The sequence below is a fragment of the Coleofasciculus chthonoplastes PCC 7420 genome (assembly GCF_000155555.1).
Classification (GTDB): Bacteria; Cyanobacteriota; Cyanobacteriia; order Cyanobacteriales; family Coleofasciculaceae; genus Coleofasciculus; species Coleofasciculus chthonoplastes_A.
This window is the reverse complement of sequence record NZ_DS989866.1, coordinates 59,644-75,919: the sequence shown is the minus strand read 5'-3', so window position 1 is coordinate 75,919 and position 16,276 is coordinate 59,644. Positions and strand designations below refer to the sequence as shown.

Annotated in this window: 9 protein-coding genes and 3 pseudogenes; 8 read left to right on the top strand and 4 right to left on the bottom strand. The window is 45.9% G+C overall.

The window, feature by feature from the left end; genetic code table 11:
• Positions 1 to 459 precede the first annotated feature (459 nt).
• Both MC7420_RS27840 and MC7420_RS27835 read right to left on the bottom strand, forming a co-directional pair.
• Positions 460 to 2,169, bottom strand: coding sequence for a sensor histidine kinase (locus MC7420_RS27840; RefSeq protein WP_006104668.1), 1,710 nt, complete (start codon positions 2,167 to 2,169; stop codon positions 460 to 462).
• 125 nt (positions 2,170 to 2,294) lie between these two features.
• Complete coding sequence (locus MC7420_RS27835; protein ID WP_044210163.1) at positions 2,295 to 2,525, bottom strand: type II toxin-antitoxin system CcdA family antitoxin; 231 nt, start codon at positions 2,523 to 2,525, stop codon at positions 2,295 to 2,297.
• 203 nt (positions 2,526 to 2,728) lie between these two features.
• On the opposite strand from MC7420_RS27835, the gene lepA reads away from it, so the two are divergent.
• The 4 genes from lepA (at position 2,729) to MC7420_RS27810 (ending at position 7,943) form a co-directional block, all read left to right on the top strand.
• Entirely contained in the window at positions 2,729 to 4,540 is a 1,812-nt protein-coding gene (lepA, locus tag MC7420_RS27830; protein ID WP_006104676.1) for a translation elongation factor 4, read from the top strand.
• A 450-nt stretch (positions 4,541 to 4,990) separates the two neighbouring features.
• On the top strand, positions 4,991 to 6,079 hold the full coding sequence (locus tag MC7420_RS27820; RefSeq protein WP_006104684.1) for an RNA-guided endonuclease InsQ/TnpB family protein: 1,089 nt from the start codon (positions 4,991 to 4,993) through the stop codon (positions 6,077 to 6,079).
• A gap of 217 nt (positions 6,080 to 6,296) precedes the next feature.
• Positions 6,297 to 7,205: a polysaccharide lyase gene (locus tag MC7420_RS27815; RefSeq protein WP_006104786.1), complete on the top strand. Its 909-nt coding sequence runs from the start codon at positions 6,297 to 6,299 to the stop codon at positions 7,203 to 7,205.
• Positions 7,206 to 7,328: 123 nt separating this feature from the next.
• Entirely contained in the window at positions 7,329 to 7,943 is a 615-nt protein-coding gene (locus tag MC7420_RS27810) for a hypothetical protein (RefSeq protein ID WP_006104705.1), read from the top strand.
• An 80-nt stretch (positions 7,944 to 8,023) separates the two neighbouring features.
• Here the strand turns inward: MC7420_RS27810 and MC7420_RS27805 are convergent, their stop codons facing one another.
• Both MC7420_RS27805 and MC7420_RS35780 read right to left on the bottom strand, forming a co-directional pair.
• A complete protein-coding gene (locus tag MC7420_RS27805; protein WP_006104666.1) occupies positions 8,024 to 10,111 on the bottom strand; it encodes a glycosyltransferase in 2,088 nt (695 codons plus the stop codon).
• A gap of 236 nt (positions 10,112 to 10,347) precedes the next feature.
• Positions 10,348 to 12,486, bottom strand: coding sequence for an EAL domain-containing protein (locus MC7420_RS35780; RefSeq protein WP_006104707.1), 2,139 nt, complete (start codon positions 12,484 to 12,486; stop codon positions 10,348 to 10,350).
• A gap of 475 nt (positions 12,487 to 12,961) precedes the next feature.
• Between MC7420_RS35780 and MC7420_RS42955 the strand changes: the two are divergent.
• From MC7420_RS42955 to MC7420_RS27790, 4 genes and pseudogenes are all read left to right on the top strand, one after another.
• Positions 12,962 to 13,397 (top strand): annotated as a pseudogene (locus MC7420_RS42955) (GDP-mannose 4,6-dehydratase); the annotation flags it as partial.
• Positions 13,398 to 13,591: 194 nt separating this feature from the next.
• Positions 13,592 to 14,242: pseudogene (locus MC7420_RS44170) on the top strand (LAGLIDADG family homing endonuclease); the annotation flags it as partial.
• 33 nt (positions 14,243 to 14,275) lie between these two features.
• Positions 14,276 to 14,911 (top strand): annotated as a pseudogene (locus MC7420_RS42950) (GDP-mannose 4,6-dehydratase); the annotation flags it as partial.
• 102 nt (positions 14,912 to 15,013) lie between these two features.
• Positions 15,014 to 16,276: UDP-glucose dehydrogenase family protein (locus MC7420_RS27790; RefSeq protein WP_044210159.1), on the top strand; the 1,263-nt coding region annotated here is incomplete at its 3' end.

Here is a 16,276-nt window from a genome sequence, read left to right as displayed (position 1 = left end):
CGAGGGGCTGTTCAATCTCCAGTTCATCAACTTTGGAAATCTGCTCACCCTAGATTTGGCATAGAAGTATCGGATAATTTTTATTAAAGAATTGCCGCTTCCTTTGCCTCTTCCTGAAGATTTATTTAATAAGCTACTAAGCAAGATCCCCGACTTCTTCAAGAAGTCGGGGATCTGTCTGTGTAATCAACCGACTACCCCCTGGTATCTGCTCTTTTGGTGGAGTCGGTTCGTCTTCCACTCTTACCCAATAATAAACAGTTAGGGGAAGGTGTCAGACTTAGGGGATTCCCCTAACTTTTTTAATAAAATAGAAGGAATAGGGAACAGGGAACAGGAAATGCCTTCGCCAGTAAGTCTTTAACTCAATTCAATAAGTTTCCCAGCTACCAACCTAACGGAATGGTACTGACTTAAGGCTATTTCTGCGACGCTGCACTAGGATACCTCGCCTTTTGCTCAATCTGTGCGCGACACCATCACGGGTTCTTGATAAAGGGGTACAGTAAATGTCACAGTTGAACCTAAGTTTTCCCCCATGCTGAAGAAATGTACAACACCGCCCATGGTTTCCACTAGCTTTTGGGAAATGGCTAACCCTAACCCGGTTCCCCCGTAAGGACGATTGAGTCCACCATGTACCTGGCTAAAAGATTGGAAGAGTTTGTCTTGTTTATCCAAGGAAACCCCAATCCCTGTATCCGCAACCCGCACTTTCACATGTCCAGGAAACTCCTGTCCCTGAAAATGGACTTTCTTGCGAATGACTTCGGCGCTGATGGTAATTCCCCCTTCATCGGTGAATTTAATCGCATTCCCCACTAGGTTTAGCATCACCTGTAGCAACCGTTGATAGTTCCCATACATAACAATGCCATCGTAGACGGCGGGAATTTCTAGGGTGAAGCTCAAATTCTTGTGATGGGCTTGCTGCGCGGTAAAATCATAGACCTTATTGAACAGATACTCTAACTCAACTGGACTAAACTCCAGCTCCATTTTTCCGGCTTCAATCTTGGCGATATCTAAGATATCGTTGATGATGTTGAGCAGATGTAAGGCGCTATTATGGGCTTCCTGAATAAACTCTCGCTGTTCTTCGGGGTCATCCGCCATCCCTTCCAGAATCAGCTTGAGAAAGCCAATCATCCCATTTAGGGGCGTCCGCAATTCGTGAGAGGTGCTGGCAAGAAATTCACTCTTGAGGCGGGACACTTCTTCGGCTTGTTCTCTGGCTAGTTCTAGTTCTTTATAGAGCGTACCATGCGCGATCGCGGTTCCCACTTGTTCAGCCAACTCCCGCACTAGCTCAATTTCCGCATCACTCCACGGACGGTGGCGATCGCACTGTTGTAAACTAATTAAGCCATTGGGTTCATCTTTATAAGACGTGGAAACCACCAGCATGGATTTTTCTTGAAACCGACTCGGGGCGATTTGGTCAACTACAACCGGTTCGGAACTCCACATCGCTTGTTTCATTATCAGTTCCGACTCCAGTTCCAGCGTCATCCCCAACATTTCCTCTAATGACTCTTGGCGATACTCCGCTTCCACCTTGACATCCGTATAGTCGGGTTTGTAGGAACAGATAATACAGCGACTGACTTGTAGAGCTTTCCCTAAACTGTCTACCGTTTGTTGCCAGATTGTATCTAAGTCTAACGTCCGGCGAATCCGGCGGGCAATTTGGGTGAGTAGTTTTTGATTGGGATCGACACTTAACGGTACTAGCGAATCGATCACTTTTTGCACCGAACCCTCCGGTAATAGATGACCTATCACCCAAACCTGAGTCGCCTGACCGTCTGCTTGTAAAATTGGGCTGATCACCAGTTCAAAGGGAAATACGTGATCGCCATAACAGAAGTCGTGGATACAGCGTTCTGGGGTGCGGTTGTCTAGAATCCGCTGGATTCGATCCCGATAAGCATCTAGAGCAATGGGATGAAAGGTTTCGTTGAGGGGAACCCCAATAACCTGTTCTTGAGTTAAATCATACTGCTCGGCTTGTCGCCAATAAAAGGAGTGATACTGACCTGATGCATCTTGGCTACACATCAGCTCAACCTCTAACTCCTGCAAAAAGCTGGACTTGCCTTGTGCAGTAGTAGATTGCATAGTGGTATACCCAAATCGAGGATGGTGGAAATCAGCAGGAGCAATCATCTACAAGAAACCTGGAAACTACAAGCAGCGAAAGGATTAGCGCTCGCACCAAGACAGACATAAATGCAACCCCTTAACGCCCTGGAGCCTCAGGCGAAAGAATAAAGCGACGAACATCTTGGCTCTTAATCGTTCCATTCGCCTCGTGGCGGTACTGGTGGATTTCGTCTCAAGGTGCGGGTTAGCTCATCATCGCGATCGCGCTCTCCTCTTAGCCATTGACGAATGGCTGTTTCTATCACCTTAGACGGATCATTGGTTAAGTGTTTGATTTGGTCTAACAGTTGAGCATCCATCAGGATAGATATTTCTTCCTTGTTTGTTGAATGCTCTCGATGAATGGCATGATTATTCATTTTCAGCGTTTTGGTGTTCCCCTACACTACATTTTACGACAATTTGCCCTCTTGCCACCTGAGATTCGTGACGTACTTAGCCCCAAAAGGTTCTCTGGAGTTAGAGTATCAGGAGTATTGTCCCCATTTTGGGAAGAAACATTAAAATACATTAAGAGCCATCCATTCCGTGTTGCCAATTTTTTTTGTCACCCGATAATTCTATGACTGATGTTCCTGTCTCTCGCATTCGCAATTTTTCCATCATTGCTCATATTGATCATGGTAAATCCACTTTAGCCGATCGCCTCTTACAGACAACCGGTACGGTGAGCGATCGCCAAATGAAGGAACAGTTCCTGGACAACATGGAATTGGAACGGGAGCGCGGGATTACCATTAAACTGCAAGCCGCTCGCATGAACTATCAGGGGAAAGATGGTGAGCAATACGTTCTCAATTTAATTGACACCCCGGGTCATGTGGATTTCTCCTATGAGGTTTCGCGATCGCTGGTCGCTTGCGAGGGCGCATTGCTCGTGGTAGACGCCTCTCAGGGGGTTGAAGCTCAAACTCTGGCAAATGTTTATTTAGCCTTGGAGCATGACCTGGAAATTATTCCGGTTCTGAATAAGATTGACCTCCCAGGAGCAGAACCCGAACGAGTGATCTCAGAAATCGAAGAGATCATTGGTCTCGATTGTAGCGGAGCCATCCTCGCATCGGCAAAGGAGGGAATTGGGATTGATGAGATTTTAGAATCCATTGTGCATCTGGTTCCTCCTCCCCAAGACACCATCGATCAGCCCCTGCGAGCCTTGATTTTTGATAGCTACTATGACCCCTACCGAGGCGTCATCGTCTATTTCCGGGTGATGGATGGTAGCGTCAGAACTGGGGAAAAAGTTCGCCTGATGGTATCCAAAAAAGAATATGAAATTGATGAACTGGGGGTATTGTCACCCACACAAATCCAGGTTGAGCAACTACACGCCGGAGAAGTGGGATACATCGCGGCGGCGATTAAAACCGTAGAAGATGCCCGTGTTGGCGATACTATAACTCTAGCTGCTGAACCGGCGGAGAAGCCCTTACCGGGTTACAAGGAAGCCAAACCCATGGTATTCTGTGGCTTATTCCCCACCGATGCAGATCAGTACGAAGATTTACGCGAAGCTCTCAACCGTCTCAAGCTCAATGATTCGGCTCTCAACTATGAACCCGAAACCTCCAGCGCCATGGGGTTTGGTTTCCGGTGTGGTTTCTTGGGCTTATTGCACATGGAAATTGTCCAGGAGCGATTAGAACGGGAATATGATTTAGATTTAATCATTACCGCTCCATCAGTGGTCTATCGAGTCACGAATATGGATGGGGAGGTTTTGGAAATTGACAACCCCAGCTTACTCCCTCCACCCCAGCAGCGGGAGAAAATTGAAGAACCTTATGTTCGCATCGAGATGATTACCCCAGAAACCTATGTGGGGACGCTGATGGAACTGTGCCAAACGCGGCGGGGTGAGTTTAAAGATATGCGGTATTTAACCCAAGGGCGAACCACCTTGGTGTATGAATTACCTCTGGCGGAAGTCGTGACTGACTTTTTTGACCAACTCAAATCGCGATCGCGCGGTTATGCCAGTATGGAGTATCACCTGATTGGGTATCAGGAAAACACTCTGGTTCGCCTCGATGTGTTAATTAATGGTGATCCAGTGGATTCTCTGGCAATGATTGTCCACCGGGATAAAGCTTACTCTGTTGGTCGGGCGTTAGTGGAAAAACTCCGGGAATTAATTCCCCGTCACCAATTCAAAATTCCCCTGCAAGCCTCGATTGGTAGTCGGGTAATTGCTAGCGAACATATTCCTGCATTACGGAAAGACGTACTCGCTAAATGTTATGGCGGGGATATTAGCCGTAAGAAAAAATTGTTGCAGAAGCAGGCAAAAGGGAAAAAGCGGATGAAATCTTTAGGTACAGTTGATGTGCCTCAGGAAGCATTTATGGCAGTCTTGCGCCTCGAACCCCAGTAGGGGAGATGGGCAAGCGATGTAGAGACGCGCCATGGCGCGTCTGGAAGCTGGGGGAGAAGCAATTAAATTAGAGCGTATCCGAGGAGTATTGAGGTCTATCTAAACAGTGATAATTTCCTTATTCCTTATCACCTTGCCATCTGCCTTCTGCCTTTCTTCAGTCAAGGGCTAGTAGCTGCAACCTAATATCTATGCATATCTGAGCAAGTCTATGCATTTTGCTCAGATATCAGTTCATCTACAAATTGCCTTATCCGTTCTTGCCAGTTGGGGACAGATTTCAGCTTATCCTTTTGCCCTTCATATCCCTTAAAACAGATAGGGGTTTTGTCTAGCGGCTGATCTAGTATCTTTTTCGCTCTCCATGGATGATCCTTTTGAAAGGGCATTGCTGCTTCCTGTATGTAGCGGTATACTGGTTATTATACAATTATCAACTCTTGCCAGGTTATGCTTTTAGGGTTCAAGAGTGAATTGAATTTGAACAACAAGCAGCGAACGGCATTAGCTAAACACGCTGGTGTCGCCCGTCACGCTTGGAATTGGGGTTTGGGCTTGACTAAGCAGATACTCGACCACAACCGGGATACAAGAGAGGATAAAATCAAGTTCCCCACTGGGATTGACTTGCATAAGTGGTTAGTTGCACTGGTTAAGCCCGCCTGTCCTTGGTACTACGAGGTGAGTAAATGCGCCCCCCAGTTTGCGCTTAAGCAATTAGCCGAAGCATGGAGGAATGCGTTTAAGAAAAAGAAAAAACCACCTCGGTTTAAACGCAAGGGAAAGCATGACAGCTTTACTCTAGACGGGTCAATTAAACTCGACCATTTTAAGATTAGAGTTCCGGTCATTGGTTGGTTGAAGACCTATGAGCGGCTACCCGTTCAGTTTCAGCCCAAAACTGTCACCATATCCAGAACGGCTGACCGATGGTTTATCAGTTTTAAGCTGGAATATGAACCAATCAATCGCCCCAAACCTCACCCTGTAGTGGGAGTAGACTTGGGAATCAAAGCCTTAGCCGTCTTATCTACTGGAATCGTGGTAGAAGGCGCGTCTAGCTATCGCAAGTACGAAAAAAAACTTTCACGGCTGCAGTGGCTAAATCGTCACAAACAGATTGGTTCCTCTAACTGGAGAAAAGCCCAAGTCAAAATAGCCCGTTTGCACCGGAAAATAGCCAATATCAGAAAAGACACGTTACACAAGCTCACATCTTATTTAGCCCAAAACCACAGCCGAATAGGAATAGAAAATTTGAACGTGTCCGGCATGATGGCTAATCACAAATTGGCGAAAGCTATTCAAGATATGGGTTTTCACGAGTTCAAACGCCAGTTAGAGTACAAATGCCAATTGTACGGGTCAACCTTGGTTGTAGTAGACCGATGGTATCCCTCAACCAAAACCTGCTCAAGATGCCACGCCGTAAAAGATGAAATGCCCTTATCTGAGCGAGTTTTCCGGTGTGACAATTGCGGTTTGGAAATCGACAGAGATTTTAATGCCTCCATTAATTTGGAGATAGCCGCCAGTTAGGTGGTGGTAGCCTGTGGACTGGTTAAGTGCCGTCACTGCCAGAGTGAAGCAGGAAGTAAGCATCAAAGTTAGGTCTGACTAAGGTTGACCTGCTTTGAGTAGGTCTTTCATAACGGCTGACAAAAGCCGAGAGCAAGGATTAAATTGGATGGTTGAGGGTGCATCAAGATGAAAATGCTCAAAACTCTACGCTATCCCGCACGTTTAAGCCAAACCCATGTCAATCACATTTAAGCATCTAACCGCTTCAGGTCAATTATTAAGTGCAGCTTTTTTAGTCATCATGCTGAATAGTTGCGCTCAGACTGCTTCAAATGAAATAGAGTCCTCTTCTGCTTTAAGCAATTCCAATTCCACAGAAACCAGTCAAGATGTAGCCTCTAACACTGATGTTACCCCGCTCTGGTCAGATAGCTTTGCCGCAACGGATTGGCAGCAATCTTGGCAGTTTAAAAGTGAGAAACAGTGGGGTTTAGAAAATAGTGAAGTGATTAAAGACGCCGACGGCAGATTTGCTCAAGTGCTGCGGGTCAACTATCCGGCGGGTTCAGCTAGTCCTACGGTTTCTCGAAAAAATGATGCCCCCTTAGGAGGTACGCAGTTTTATGCGGATTTAGGTTTACCCGCTAAAGAATCCCTGCGCTTGAGTTATTATGTTCGTTTTTCCGACGACTTTGACTTTGTGAAGGGGGGGAAATTGCCAGGACTTTACGGCGGTGACGGTGCTAGTGGCGGAAAAACGCCTGATGGAACCGATGGATTTTCGACGCGCTTTATGTGGAGACGCAATGGAGATGGGGAACTGTATGCCTATCTACCCACAAGTGACGAATATGGCACATCAATTGGTCGGGGGAATTGGCAATTTATTCCTGGAACTTGGCATCATATTGAGCAGGAGGTTGTCCTCAATAAACCGGGTCAAGCCAATGGTCGGGTTAAAGTTTGGCTGGATGGAAATATGGTTCTCGATGAGCAAGGATTGACTTTCCGTACCGTTGAAGACTTGAAAATTGATGGTATATTTTTCTCCACCTTTTTTGGCGGTGGTGATCCCTCTTGGGCAACTCCGAAAGATGTGTATGTCGATTTTGCTGATTTCTCGGTTTCAGAGGTGAACGAATAGCACAAAAGGTAGGGTGGGCATTGCCCACCAGCCTCATCTGAGCGTGCTATTCACTCTAAGCTAAAGCCCTCACCCCCAGATATAAGTCCTTTTCGGCGTATTTTTTAACCAGGAAGGCGTGACATGTCGTCAAATGCCAAAAAGCGAAAGAAAAAAAACTTTGCTAGCTTTAATACTACAGAAGCCTTCAAGCAATTAAGCCTAACTGAATTATTACTCTGGCACGTTGACAGCCAACCTGTTGCACCCAGTGCCTTTTTCCAAGAACGCTGGGCTAGATTACAATGTTTTGATTTACAAAAATATGAAGAATCTAAAAAAATAGTGATTGATGCAATTTGCGAAGAAGCTATACAACCCTATAAGAAGTTGAAAATATGGAAAGGGGCGGATCTAGACTCTGATATAACCACAGGAAATGTTGATTACTTGATTACTGAACGTAAGGCTTATATTGAAACCCCTTATCTCTGTATTGTTGAAGCGAAAAAAGATGACTTTGAGCAAGGATTAGCTCAGTGTTTAGTAGAAATGCAAGCGTGTTCCTGGCAAAATCGCCAACGCGAGCAGGAGATTGATGTATTTGGAATCGTTACCAATGGAGATGGTTGGCGGTTTTATAAATTAACAACTGAAGGTGAGGTGTATGAAACATTACTCTATGGAATTGCTCATCTCGACGAGATTTTAGGGGTGCTGCGCTATATTTTTCAGCGATGTGAACAACATTTGTCTTAAGGTAGACTATTAAATTATATATTTAGCACACCAACTACGGCAGAACTGAAAACCCTTAAAATTAATGGCTAAAGCCCTTACTACAAACCTGCCATGACATATTCTACTGTTATATTCTCGGTGTTACGCATGACTAAAGGATGATTTTGATTATTGGGTAAATCAAGGTTTTTCAGTGATGAATTGACTACATTATCTAAAATAATACTGCCAACATCAGATATATTTTCGGTTGAGTTGAGTGATTTTTTTCGGAGTGTAAATTTGCTCAAATGGATATCTTGAATCCGATTCTGATCAGACTCGGCTGTTTCAGTCAAAGGATGTTCACGGGGTCGAATGACTAGAACAGCTTTTGTATCAGGTTTACTAATATACGCTTGTAAAATAGTTCGCCGCATCCCTTGCCCTTTAATAATCGTGTGACTGCGATTAATTTCGATGGGATGAAACAAATCAATTTCACCAATGGGTAAATTAATCTGAACCGGGTCTTCCCCAGACAGACGATTAATTAACGCCTGGAGGGATTTGGCATCATCTTGACCATCATTGGGAATAATTCCATGGTCTATCGCTTCAACAATTTGCGGTGGAACCGATTGACTCATCGCCCAGGTACTATTTGACCATAACCCTGCCACATCTTGTAAGGGACTGAGTAGGCTGGCAAACCAACATAAAATAATCACAAAGCCAAATAACTGGGAAACATAAAGAAAACGAGACACACTCACTTTAACCAACCGTTCCCAACCCGATCCGGCGGCTGATATACTTTGATTGCCTCGGTTTGACCACTTTTGTTGAGCAAGGTTCATCTGAGTCCAGATTTTGATAATACAGGAACTCCACTGGGCGATTAAAAAGACGGGTAAATGAATCGGTTTAAGTCGAGATTGTCGCCCCCAGAAAATGATAGTTAAAATGATCGGTCGAGTACAAAGAATCCAACAGAGAATGACTCCGGCGACTAACCAATACCCTTGAACTAAACAAATTGATAATGAACCCGGTGTGATCAAAGTCGTCCAGTAACTAATCCGTTGATCCAGGAGACAGTACCACATAAACCATCCCGCCTTAGCCGGACCCAAACCGATCGCGCGATCGCTGTTCCGCAGCATATTCCCATACCAACGGCGCATATTTTGGTAAGCGCGATCGAGTAATGACCCAGAAATCGTCTCAATGGAATAGACAATCACATCGGGGATATAAAGCATATCGTAACCCCGACGCAGTAACCAATACCACGTCGTTTTATCGTCGCCAGAGAGGAATTTAAACTGTCCCCACAACCAATCATCCAACGTATCCAGTTCTAACTGATCCGCAAATGTAGGATGCAGCGCCGCCTCCGCCCGAAATAGGGAAAAGCGTCCCGTCAAACACATCACTTTTTGCGACAGTGACACGGAACACATTTGATAATGACGCTGGGATAGGCGTAAATGGAACCACTCAGAAAACAGATACGATCCCTCAACAATCGGTAACTCATCCGTCGTCAGCGCCCCCATTTTGGGAAATAGACGAAAAAATGGCAAACAGCGACGTAAGGTTCCAGGTGTTAGTTCAGAATCACCATCCATTAACCCAACAACGGCATTTTGGGGCAGATTTAAACGCGCTAATTCTCGTAATCCATCCGCCATGGCTTTGCGCTTCCCTTCCCCCGTCTGCACCATTTGGATTAGGCGAATACAACTGAGTTCAGGGTCAACGGATTTAAGTATCTTTAAGATGGCAGCATTTTCATCATTACTGCTACTGGTAACCAAAAGTGTTAGGGGGTGAGACAGGCTTTGGGCTTCTTGGGCGATGACTCGGAAGACTCGTTCCGTGATCCAGGGTTTTTCCTTATAGGTAGGGACTAATAAGCAAACGGGGGGTAACTTATCCAGGGGAATGCGATCGGCTTGTTTGCGCCACCGGGGAAAAACCCAATGTAGGTAAATCCGAGAACGAATCACTTGCAGCGCCCACCATGACCATCGCCAAATGCCGATCAGCCCCATACTAATTAAACCAGATATGCCTAATAGGTTTAATTGTTCCGGATTACGCAGCAGGTAGAAACCAATAAAACCGAAGGCGGAAAGACACAGCAGGGCGAACCAATTAAGATAGGACGAGATGTTTTGCCAACGAAATAATTGAGTCATAGAGTTTTTGGATGTAGAGACGTGCCATGGCGCGTCTTTAATTATGTGTAGGGGCGGGTTTTACGACTATCATTTGTCATCTCACCTAGAGCGTCGGTCAAGTATTCCTAGAAACCGGGTTTCTCGTGAGGATGACAATGAAATATCAAGCTTTTACCCAAAGAAACCCGGTTTCTTGACTAGATGTAAACAATCAAGGGAATCCAGACAAAAAAAATTGAGATATAAATCTCAATTCAACGATTACCAAACAATTTCTTAGGAAACGTCAGCCTCGCCGCTTGTCCCAATCCGCAAAACTGTTGGGAATTCTCATGTTGCGGCGGCGGTGGAATCCGTACTGTAATTCGGGTTAACGGTTGTCCCACTAATTTAGGCGGAATCGCAGGCTGTAGGGCTTGAACCTGGGTCAACTTATTAAGCTGTTGCATATTACTAATCGGCTGAATCAGGTCAATTTCACCCTTGACGGTTTGGGCATAACCTGCTAATCCTACAGTCACAGGTTTATCGGTATTGATAGAACTGGCTTGTTCAGCACTAACTACGGTTTCTACCCACAAGTTATTGCAATCTAGTAGCGTCACTATCGGTTCTAACTGATTAACCTGTTCGCCTTGTTCCCGTTCCGCTGTGTAGACAACACCCGCAAAGGGGGCTGACACATTTTGTATTTTCCGTTCGCTTTGTAATTGTTTGAGATCATTAACCAGAGAAGGGGCATTTTTTTGTAGAGACTGGCTGTTATTTAGCTGCTGCTTGAGTTTAGCCAATTGCGCTTCCATCGTATTTACCACAACCGATTGCTGTTGTATCGTCTGCTGCAAACTAATCCGTTGATCGGACAGAACCCCGCCCATAATATTATTGCGATTACTGCGAGCAATACCCGCTTGGGCAGCATTGACTGCCTTTTGCGTCGCATCCAAGACAGATTGGGCTTGTTGGACTTCGGCTTGGGCGGATTGCCAGACTAAGCGCAACTGATCCGTTTCCTGTGCGGATACACCCCCTGCTTCTAATAGGGTTTGATACCGTTGATAATCTAATCGGGCAGCTTCAGCTTTTGCCTGTGCCGCTTGAACTACAGCTTGCTGTTCCTTAACGGAGTCTAAGCCCAGTTCTACATCCACTTGGCGCACGGCTTGGTCTCGACGTTCAAGTTGCTGTAACTGAGTTTTCAGTAATGCTAGGGACTGTTTTGCCGATGCTAGCTGAGTTGCATTAACCTGAATCTGTCCTTGTAATTCGAGACTTTCAAGCTGATTGCGGATTTGTTCTTGGTCTTGGGCGCGTTCTAGGCGGAGTAGGGCTTCTTGTTCTTGGGGACTGGGTTCTTGGCTAATCCGGGCGAGAAGTTGTCCTGATTTCACAACCACTCCTGGCTGGGCGTAAAATGCTTGAATATTTCCCGTAGTTGGCGCTTGTAGCCGCACAATTCGCCCGTTAATCGTGCTACCGTCTACAACTAAGTGACTGAGGCGATAGCCAATGGAGGCAATCCCCACACCAACTGCCCCTAATCCCAGCACCACAAACCCCGTTCCCACCAGGAAACGCCAGGATTGAGTAGATTTTTGGACTTCAGCCGTGGGTGAATCCTGTTCCTCCTCTGGGCGAACCAGTTCCGTCCAATCGGGTGCTGGACTAGGGGTTTTAAGATGGTGTCCTTGGACTAAATCAATCCCGACTTCTTCCACCAAAGATAGGGTAACCGCATCGCTGACAAATTTAGCCGCCACCTGACTCAGCGCCTGAATGCCTTCGAGAATGGCTTTGGTTAAGACACGACTACTCGGTTCTGTTTTTAGGCGTTGGATCAGTTGACCATCCACTTTAACCAAATCAACCGCCAGTTGTTGGCATTGAAACAGGGTTAATTCGCGACTAGCAAAGTTATCCAGAACGATCGCACAACCCAGACTTTTGAGTTCGCGGACAAATGCCCGAATTGTGGGAAAATCTTTGGCGATGGTTGATTCGGTTAGCTCAAAACTCAGTTGCTTCGGGTCAACTCCTGACTGATCCAGAAGTGTTTGAATATATTCGATCAGTTCAAAGTTATTTAATCCCTCTCCCGAAAGATTAATCGACAGGCATCGATCAGGTTGTTCCGCTAAGAGTTCTATTCCCTTGCGAATAACGGCGCGATCAGCCTTTTGCAGTTGTCCTTTATCCGACAACGTGGGTAAGAATTCCTGGGGTAAGTGCAGATTTCCGGCTTCGTCTCGCCAACGTAGGAGTATTTCATTGTGTAATACAGCACCAGTCTTTGTTTGATAAACGGGCTGAAACCACAGTTCTAACTTCCCGGTACTGAACGTATCCATTTGAGCGAGGACAGACTCTGGCGAGTGTAAGGTCTCTAGCAGCATAAATTAAGTTCAAGCAGGTAGATACAAATCAAGCACCGAATTAATATCTCTGACGGAAAAATTGCTGTAAAATTCCCCTCAGAAACCTCCCAGCAACGTTGTGCCAGGTTACAGCCTCCCTTCGATCCGTGAGGATCGAGCGACAACCTTTGAGCCAAAATAAATTTGGCAGTTTTGTTAGCGAATCAGCTAAAACTCTTGAGGTATGGCACGTCAACGCTCAAATCATGCACCCTAAACCGCGTTGGTTTGCCCAAGATCTAGTTGTGTTAAGAAAGTTCAACCAATATCATAACCACAGGCAAGAGCGATTGTCAGGGGTTGGGTGTTGAATTTGTCTCAATTTCACGTCCTGAAAGGAATTAAGCGATTTTCAGCATGGCAAGGACTTGCCAATCTGGGATTCAATGTAACATGGTAGAGCTTGCTACTTTACCGCACTAAGCTTACGCGATCGCTCTATTCGGAAAAACCTATGAGAATTCTAGTTACAGGTGGTGCTGGTTTTATTGGTTCCCATCTCGTTGATCGGTTAATGGAAGCTGGTCATGAAGTTCTCTGTCTGGATAACTTCTATACTGGCACCAAGCGAAATATCGTCAAATGGCTGAATCATCCCTACTTTGAACTGATCCGCCACGATATTACCGAACCGATTCGCGTCGAGGTTGACCAAATTTACCATCTGGCTTGTCCGGCTTCGCCAATACACTATCAGTACAATCCTGTCAAGACAATTAAAACCAATGTCATGGGAACCCTCTATATGTTGGGGTTAGCCAAGCGGGTGGGGGCGAGATTTTTATTAGCCTCAACTTCGGAAGTGTATGGTGATCCGGAAGTCCATCCTCAACCCGAAGAATACCGAGGAAATGTTAATCCAATTGGACCGCGCAGTTGTTACGACGCTGAAACTGAAATTTTAACGGAAAATGGCTGGGTTCCTTTTCCCCAATTACAGCCAGGGGTGCGAGTGGCGACTCTTAATCCCGATAATCAAGTTGAGTATCACGTCCCGGACGAGTATATTGTGCAGCCTTACGTGGGTAATTTGCTCCGGTTTGCCAATGCTAAATTCGATCTGTGTGTAACGCCAAATCACTGGATGTATGTACGCAGCAAAACCGGAAAATTGCAATTTTTGCGTGCGGATGAAGACCGACATTGGCATTCTTGGCGTGTCCCTACCGGGGGTGAGTTTCAGGGAGAAGAACCAGAATGGTTTGAACTGGGAACTGCACCGAAAAATGCCAAGGTGAGAGTCGAGCGAATTCGGATGGATGATTGGTTAGAATTCCTCGGTTACTACATTTCTGAAGGCTGCGTTCATGTCCGACGACGAGGGCGGGTTGTTGGTGGACGTGACTATGAGGTGGCTGACTATAACATCTTGATTGCCCAAGAAAATCCAGAGGGTCGAGCTAAAATAACCCACTGTTTAAACAACCTCGGCTTTAAGTTTTTCTCATCAGATGACCACCAATTCCGGATTTGTAGTAAACAACTGGCGGAGATTTTATGTCCTCTGGGTAAGTCGGGTGAGAAATATATTCCGCGCCAGTTTTTATCATTATCCAAGCGTCAGTCGCTGATTTTGTTTAAGGCATTAATCATGGGAGATGGTTCCCAGCGCGGAGATGGCTATGTTTATTACACGAAATCAAAACAACTGGCTGATGATGTCCAAGAGTTAGCCATGCGTTGCGGCTATGCGGCGTCTGTTGTGTCTCATGCGGTGGGTCGTGATTTATATCGGGTGAATATTCGACCGATAAAAGACGCTCATTTAGTCACCCCAGAGCCATTTCGATATGCTGGCAATGTTTACTGCGTTAATGTGCAGAATCATGTGGTGTGTGTACGTCGCCATGGACGAGTTGCATTTTGCGGCAACTGTTATGACGAAGGGAAACGAGTGGCGGAAACGTTGGCGTTTGATTACCATCTGCAAAATGGTGTAGAAATTCGGGTGGCTCGCATTTTTAATACCTACGGCTCTCGAATGCTGGAAAATGATGGGCGTGTTGTGAGTAATTTTGTGGTGCAAGCGTTAAAGGGTGAACCCCTAACGGTGTATGGCAAGGGTTCACAAACTCGCAGTTTCTGTTATGTATCGGATTTAGTTGAAGGATTAATTCGGTTGATGAATAATGAGCATACCGGACCGATTAATCTGGGGAATCCGGATGAGTATACGATTTTACAACTGGCGCAAGCGGTGCAAAATATGGTGAATCCGGATTCAGAAATTATCTTTAAGGATTTACCGCAAGATGACCCGCAACGTCGCCGTCCGGATATTACTAAAGCGAAGACGTTATTGGGTTGGCAACCGACTATACCTTTACAGGAGGGGTTAAAAACCACTGTTGAGGATTTCCGCGATCGCTTAACGGCTGAAGGGTATTCCCTTGTTTCCAGTTAAGCGACTACAGTATTAACTCATAGGGGCATAGGGGCTTACTAGGACACGAATCAATCCGCTAGATAGCCCTGAGTCCTACCATCTACCAGAGAGGATCAGCTCATGCGCGTTTGTGTTATTGGTACTGGATATGTTGGCTTAGTAACCGGGGTGTGCTTAGCCCATATCGGACACCATGTTATCTGTGTGGATAACAATGAGGACAAAGTCAAATTAATGAAATCTGGGCAGTCGCCCATCTATGAACCGGGATTATCGGAACTGATGCAAGCTTGCAGTAAGGCGGGCAGTTTGGAGTTTAGCTCCGATTTGGCGAGGGGTGTCGCTCATGGCGAGATTTTGTTTATTGCGGTGGGAACGCCAGCATTACCCAATGGTGAAAGTGATACTCGCTATGTGGAAGCGGTAGCCCGTGGGATCGGTAATCACCTGAATGGGGGCTACAAGGTGATTGTGAATAAGTCAACAGTGCCCATTGGTTCTGGGGATTGGGTACGAATGATTGTCATGGATGGTGTCACTGCTCACCAGAAGTCCTCTGGAGGTACGACGTCAGACACAAGCGTTGAGTTTGATGTGGTGAGTAATCCGGAGTTTTTGCGGGAAGGATCAGCGATTTATGATACCTTTAACCCCGATCGCATTGTGTTGGGGAGTAATAGCGATCGCGCTATTTCCATGATGCAGGAACTCTATGCGCCGATTGTGAAGCGTGAACCCGCTGAAGATAAATCCCTACCCCCGGTTCCGGTGGTGGTGACGGATTTGAGTTCAGCCGAGATGGTCAAATATGCCTCCAATTCCTTTTTAGCCACCAAAATTAGCTTCATTAACGAAATCGCCAATATCTGCGATCGCGTGGGCGCGGATGTGACTCAAGTCGCCCAAGGGATTGGTTTAGATACTCGCATTGGTGGTAAATTCCTGCAAGCGGGGATTGGTTGGGGCGGTTCCTGTTTTCCCAAGGATGTCTCGGCGTTGATTCATACAGCGGATGATTATGGGTTTGATGCTCAACTGTTGAAAGCAGCGGTGAGTGTCAATCATCGTCAGCGCTTAATTGCTGTGGAAAAACTCCAGCAAGAACTTAAAATCCTTAAAGGTAAAACGGTGGGACTTCTGGGATTAACCTTTAAGCCGGATACAGATGATATGCGCGATGCTCCCGCATTGATTCTGATTGAAAATCTCAATCGGTTAGGCGCAAAAGTTAAAGCTTATGATCCGATTATTTCATCCAGTGGCATGAGTCACGGTATATCTGGTGTGCAGGTAGAAGGTGATCCAGATCGCTTGGCAGATGGCTGTGACGCCTTAGTATTAGTCACCGACTGGGAACAGTTCCAGAGTCTAGATTATGGCAAG

Excerpts from the sequence above, each read along its gene's own strand:
- MC7420_RS27840 (WP_006104668.1), bottom strand. The coding sequence starts at position 2,169 with ATGATTGCTCCTGCTGATTTCCACCATCCTCGATTTGGGTATACCACT.
- MC7420_RS27835 (WP_044210163.1), bottom strand. The coding sequence starts at position 2,525 with ATGAATAATCATGCCATTCATCGAGAGCATTCAACAAACAAGGAAGAA.
- lepA (WP_006104676.1), top strand. The coding sequence starts at position 2,729 with ATGACTGATGTTCCTGTCTCTCGCATTCGCAATTTTTCCATCATTGCT.
- MC7420_RS27820 (WP_006104684.1), top strand. The coding sequence starts at position 4,991 with ATGCTTTTAGGGTTCAAGAGTGAATTGAATTTGAACAACAAGCAGCGA.
- MC7420_RS27815 (WP_006104786.1), top strand. The coding sequence starts at position 6,297 with ATGTCAATCACATTTAAGCATCTAACCGCTTCAGGTCAATTATTAAGT.
- MC7420_RS27810 (WP_006104705.1), top strand. The coding sequence starts at position 7,329 with ATGTCGTCAAATGCCAAAAAGCGAAAGAAAAAAAACTTTGCTAGCTTT.
- MC7420_RS27805 (WP_006104666.1), bottom strand. The coding sequence starts at position 10,111 with ATGACTCAATTATTTCGTTGGCAAAACATCTCGTCCTATCTTAATTGG.
- MC7420_RS35780 (WP_006104707.1), bottom strand. The coding sequence starts at position 12,486 with ATGCTGCTAGAGACCTTACACTCGCCAGAGTCTGTCCTCGCTCAAATG.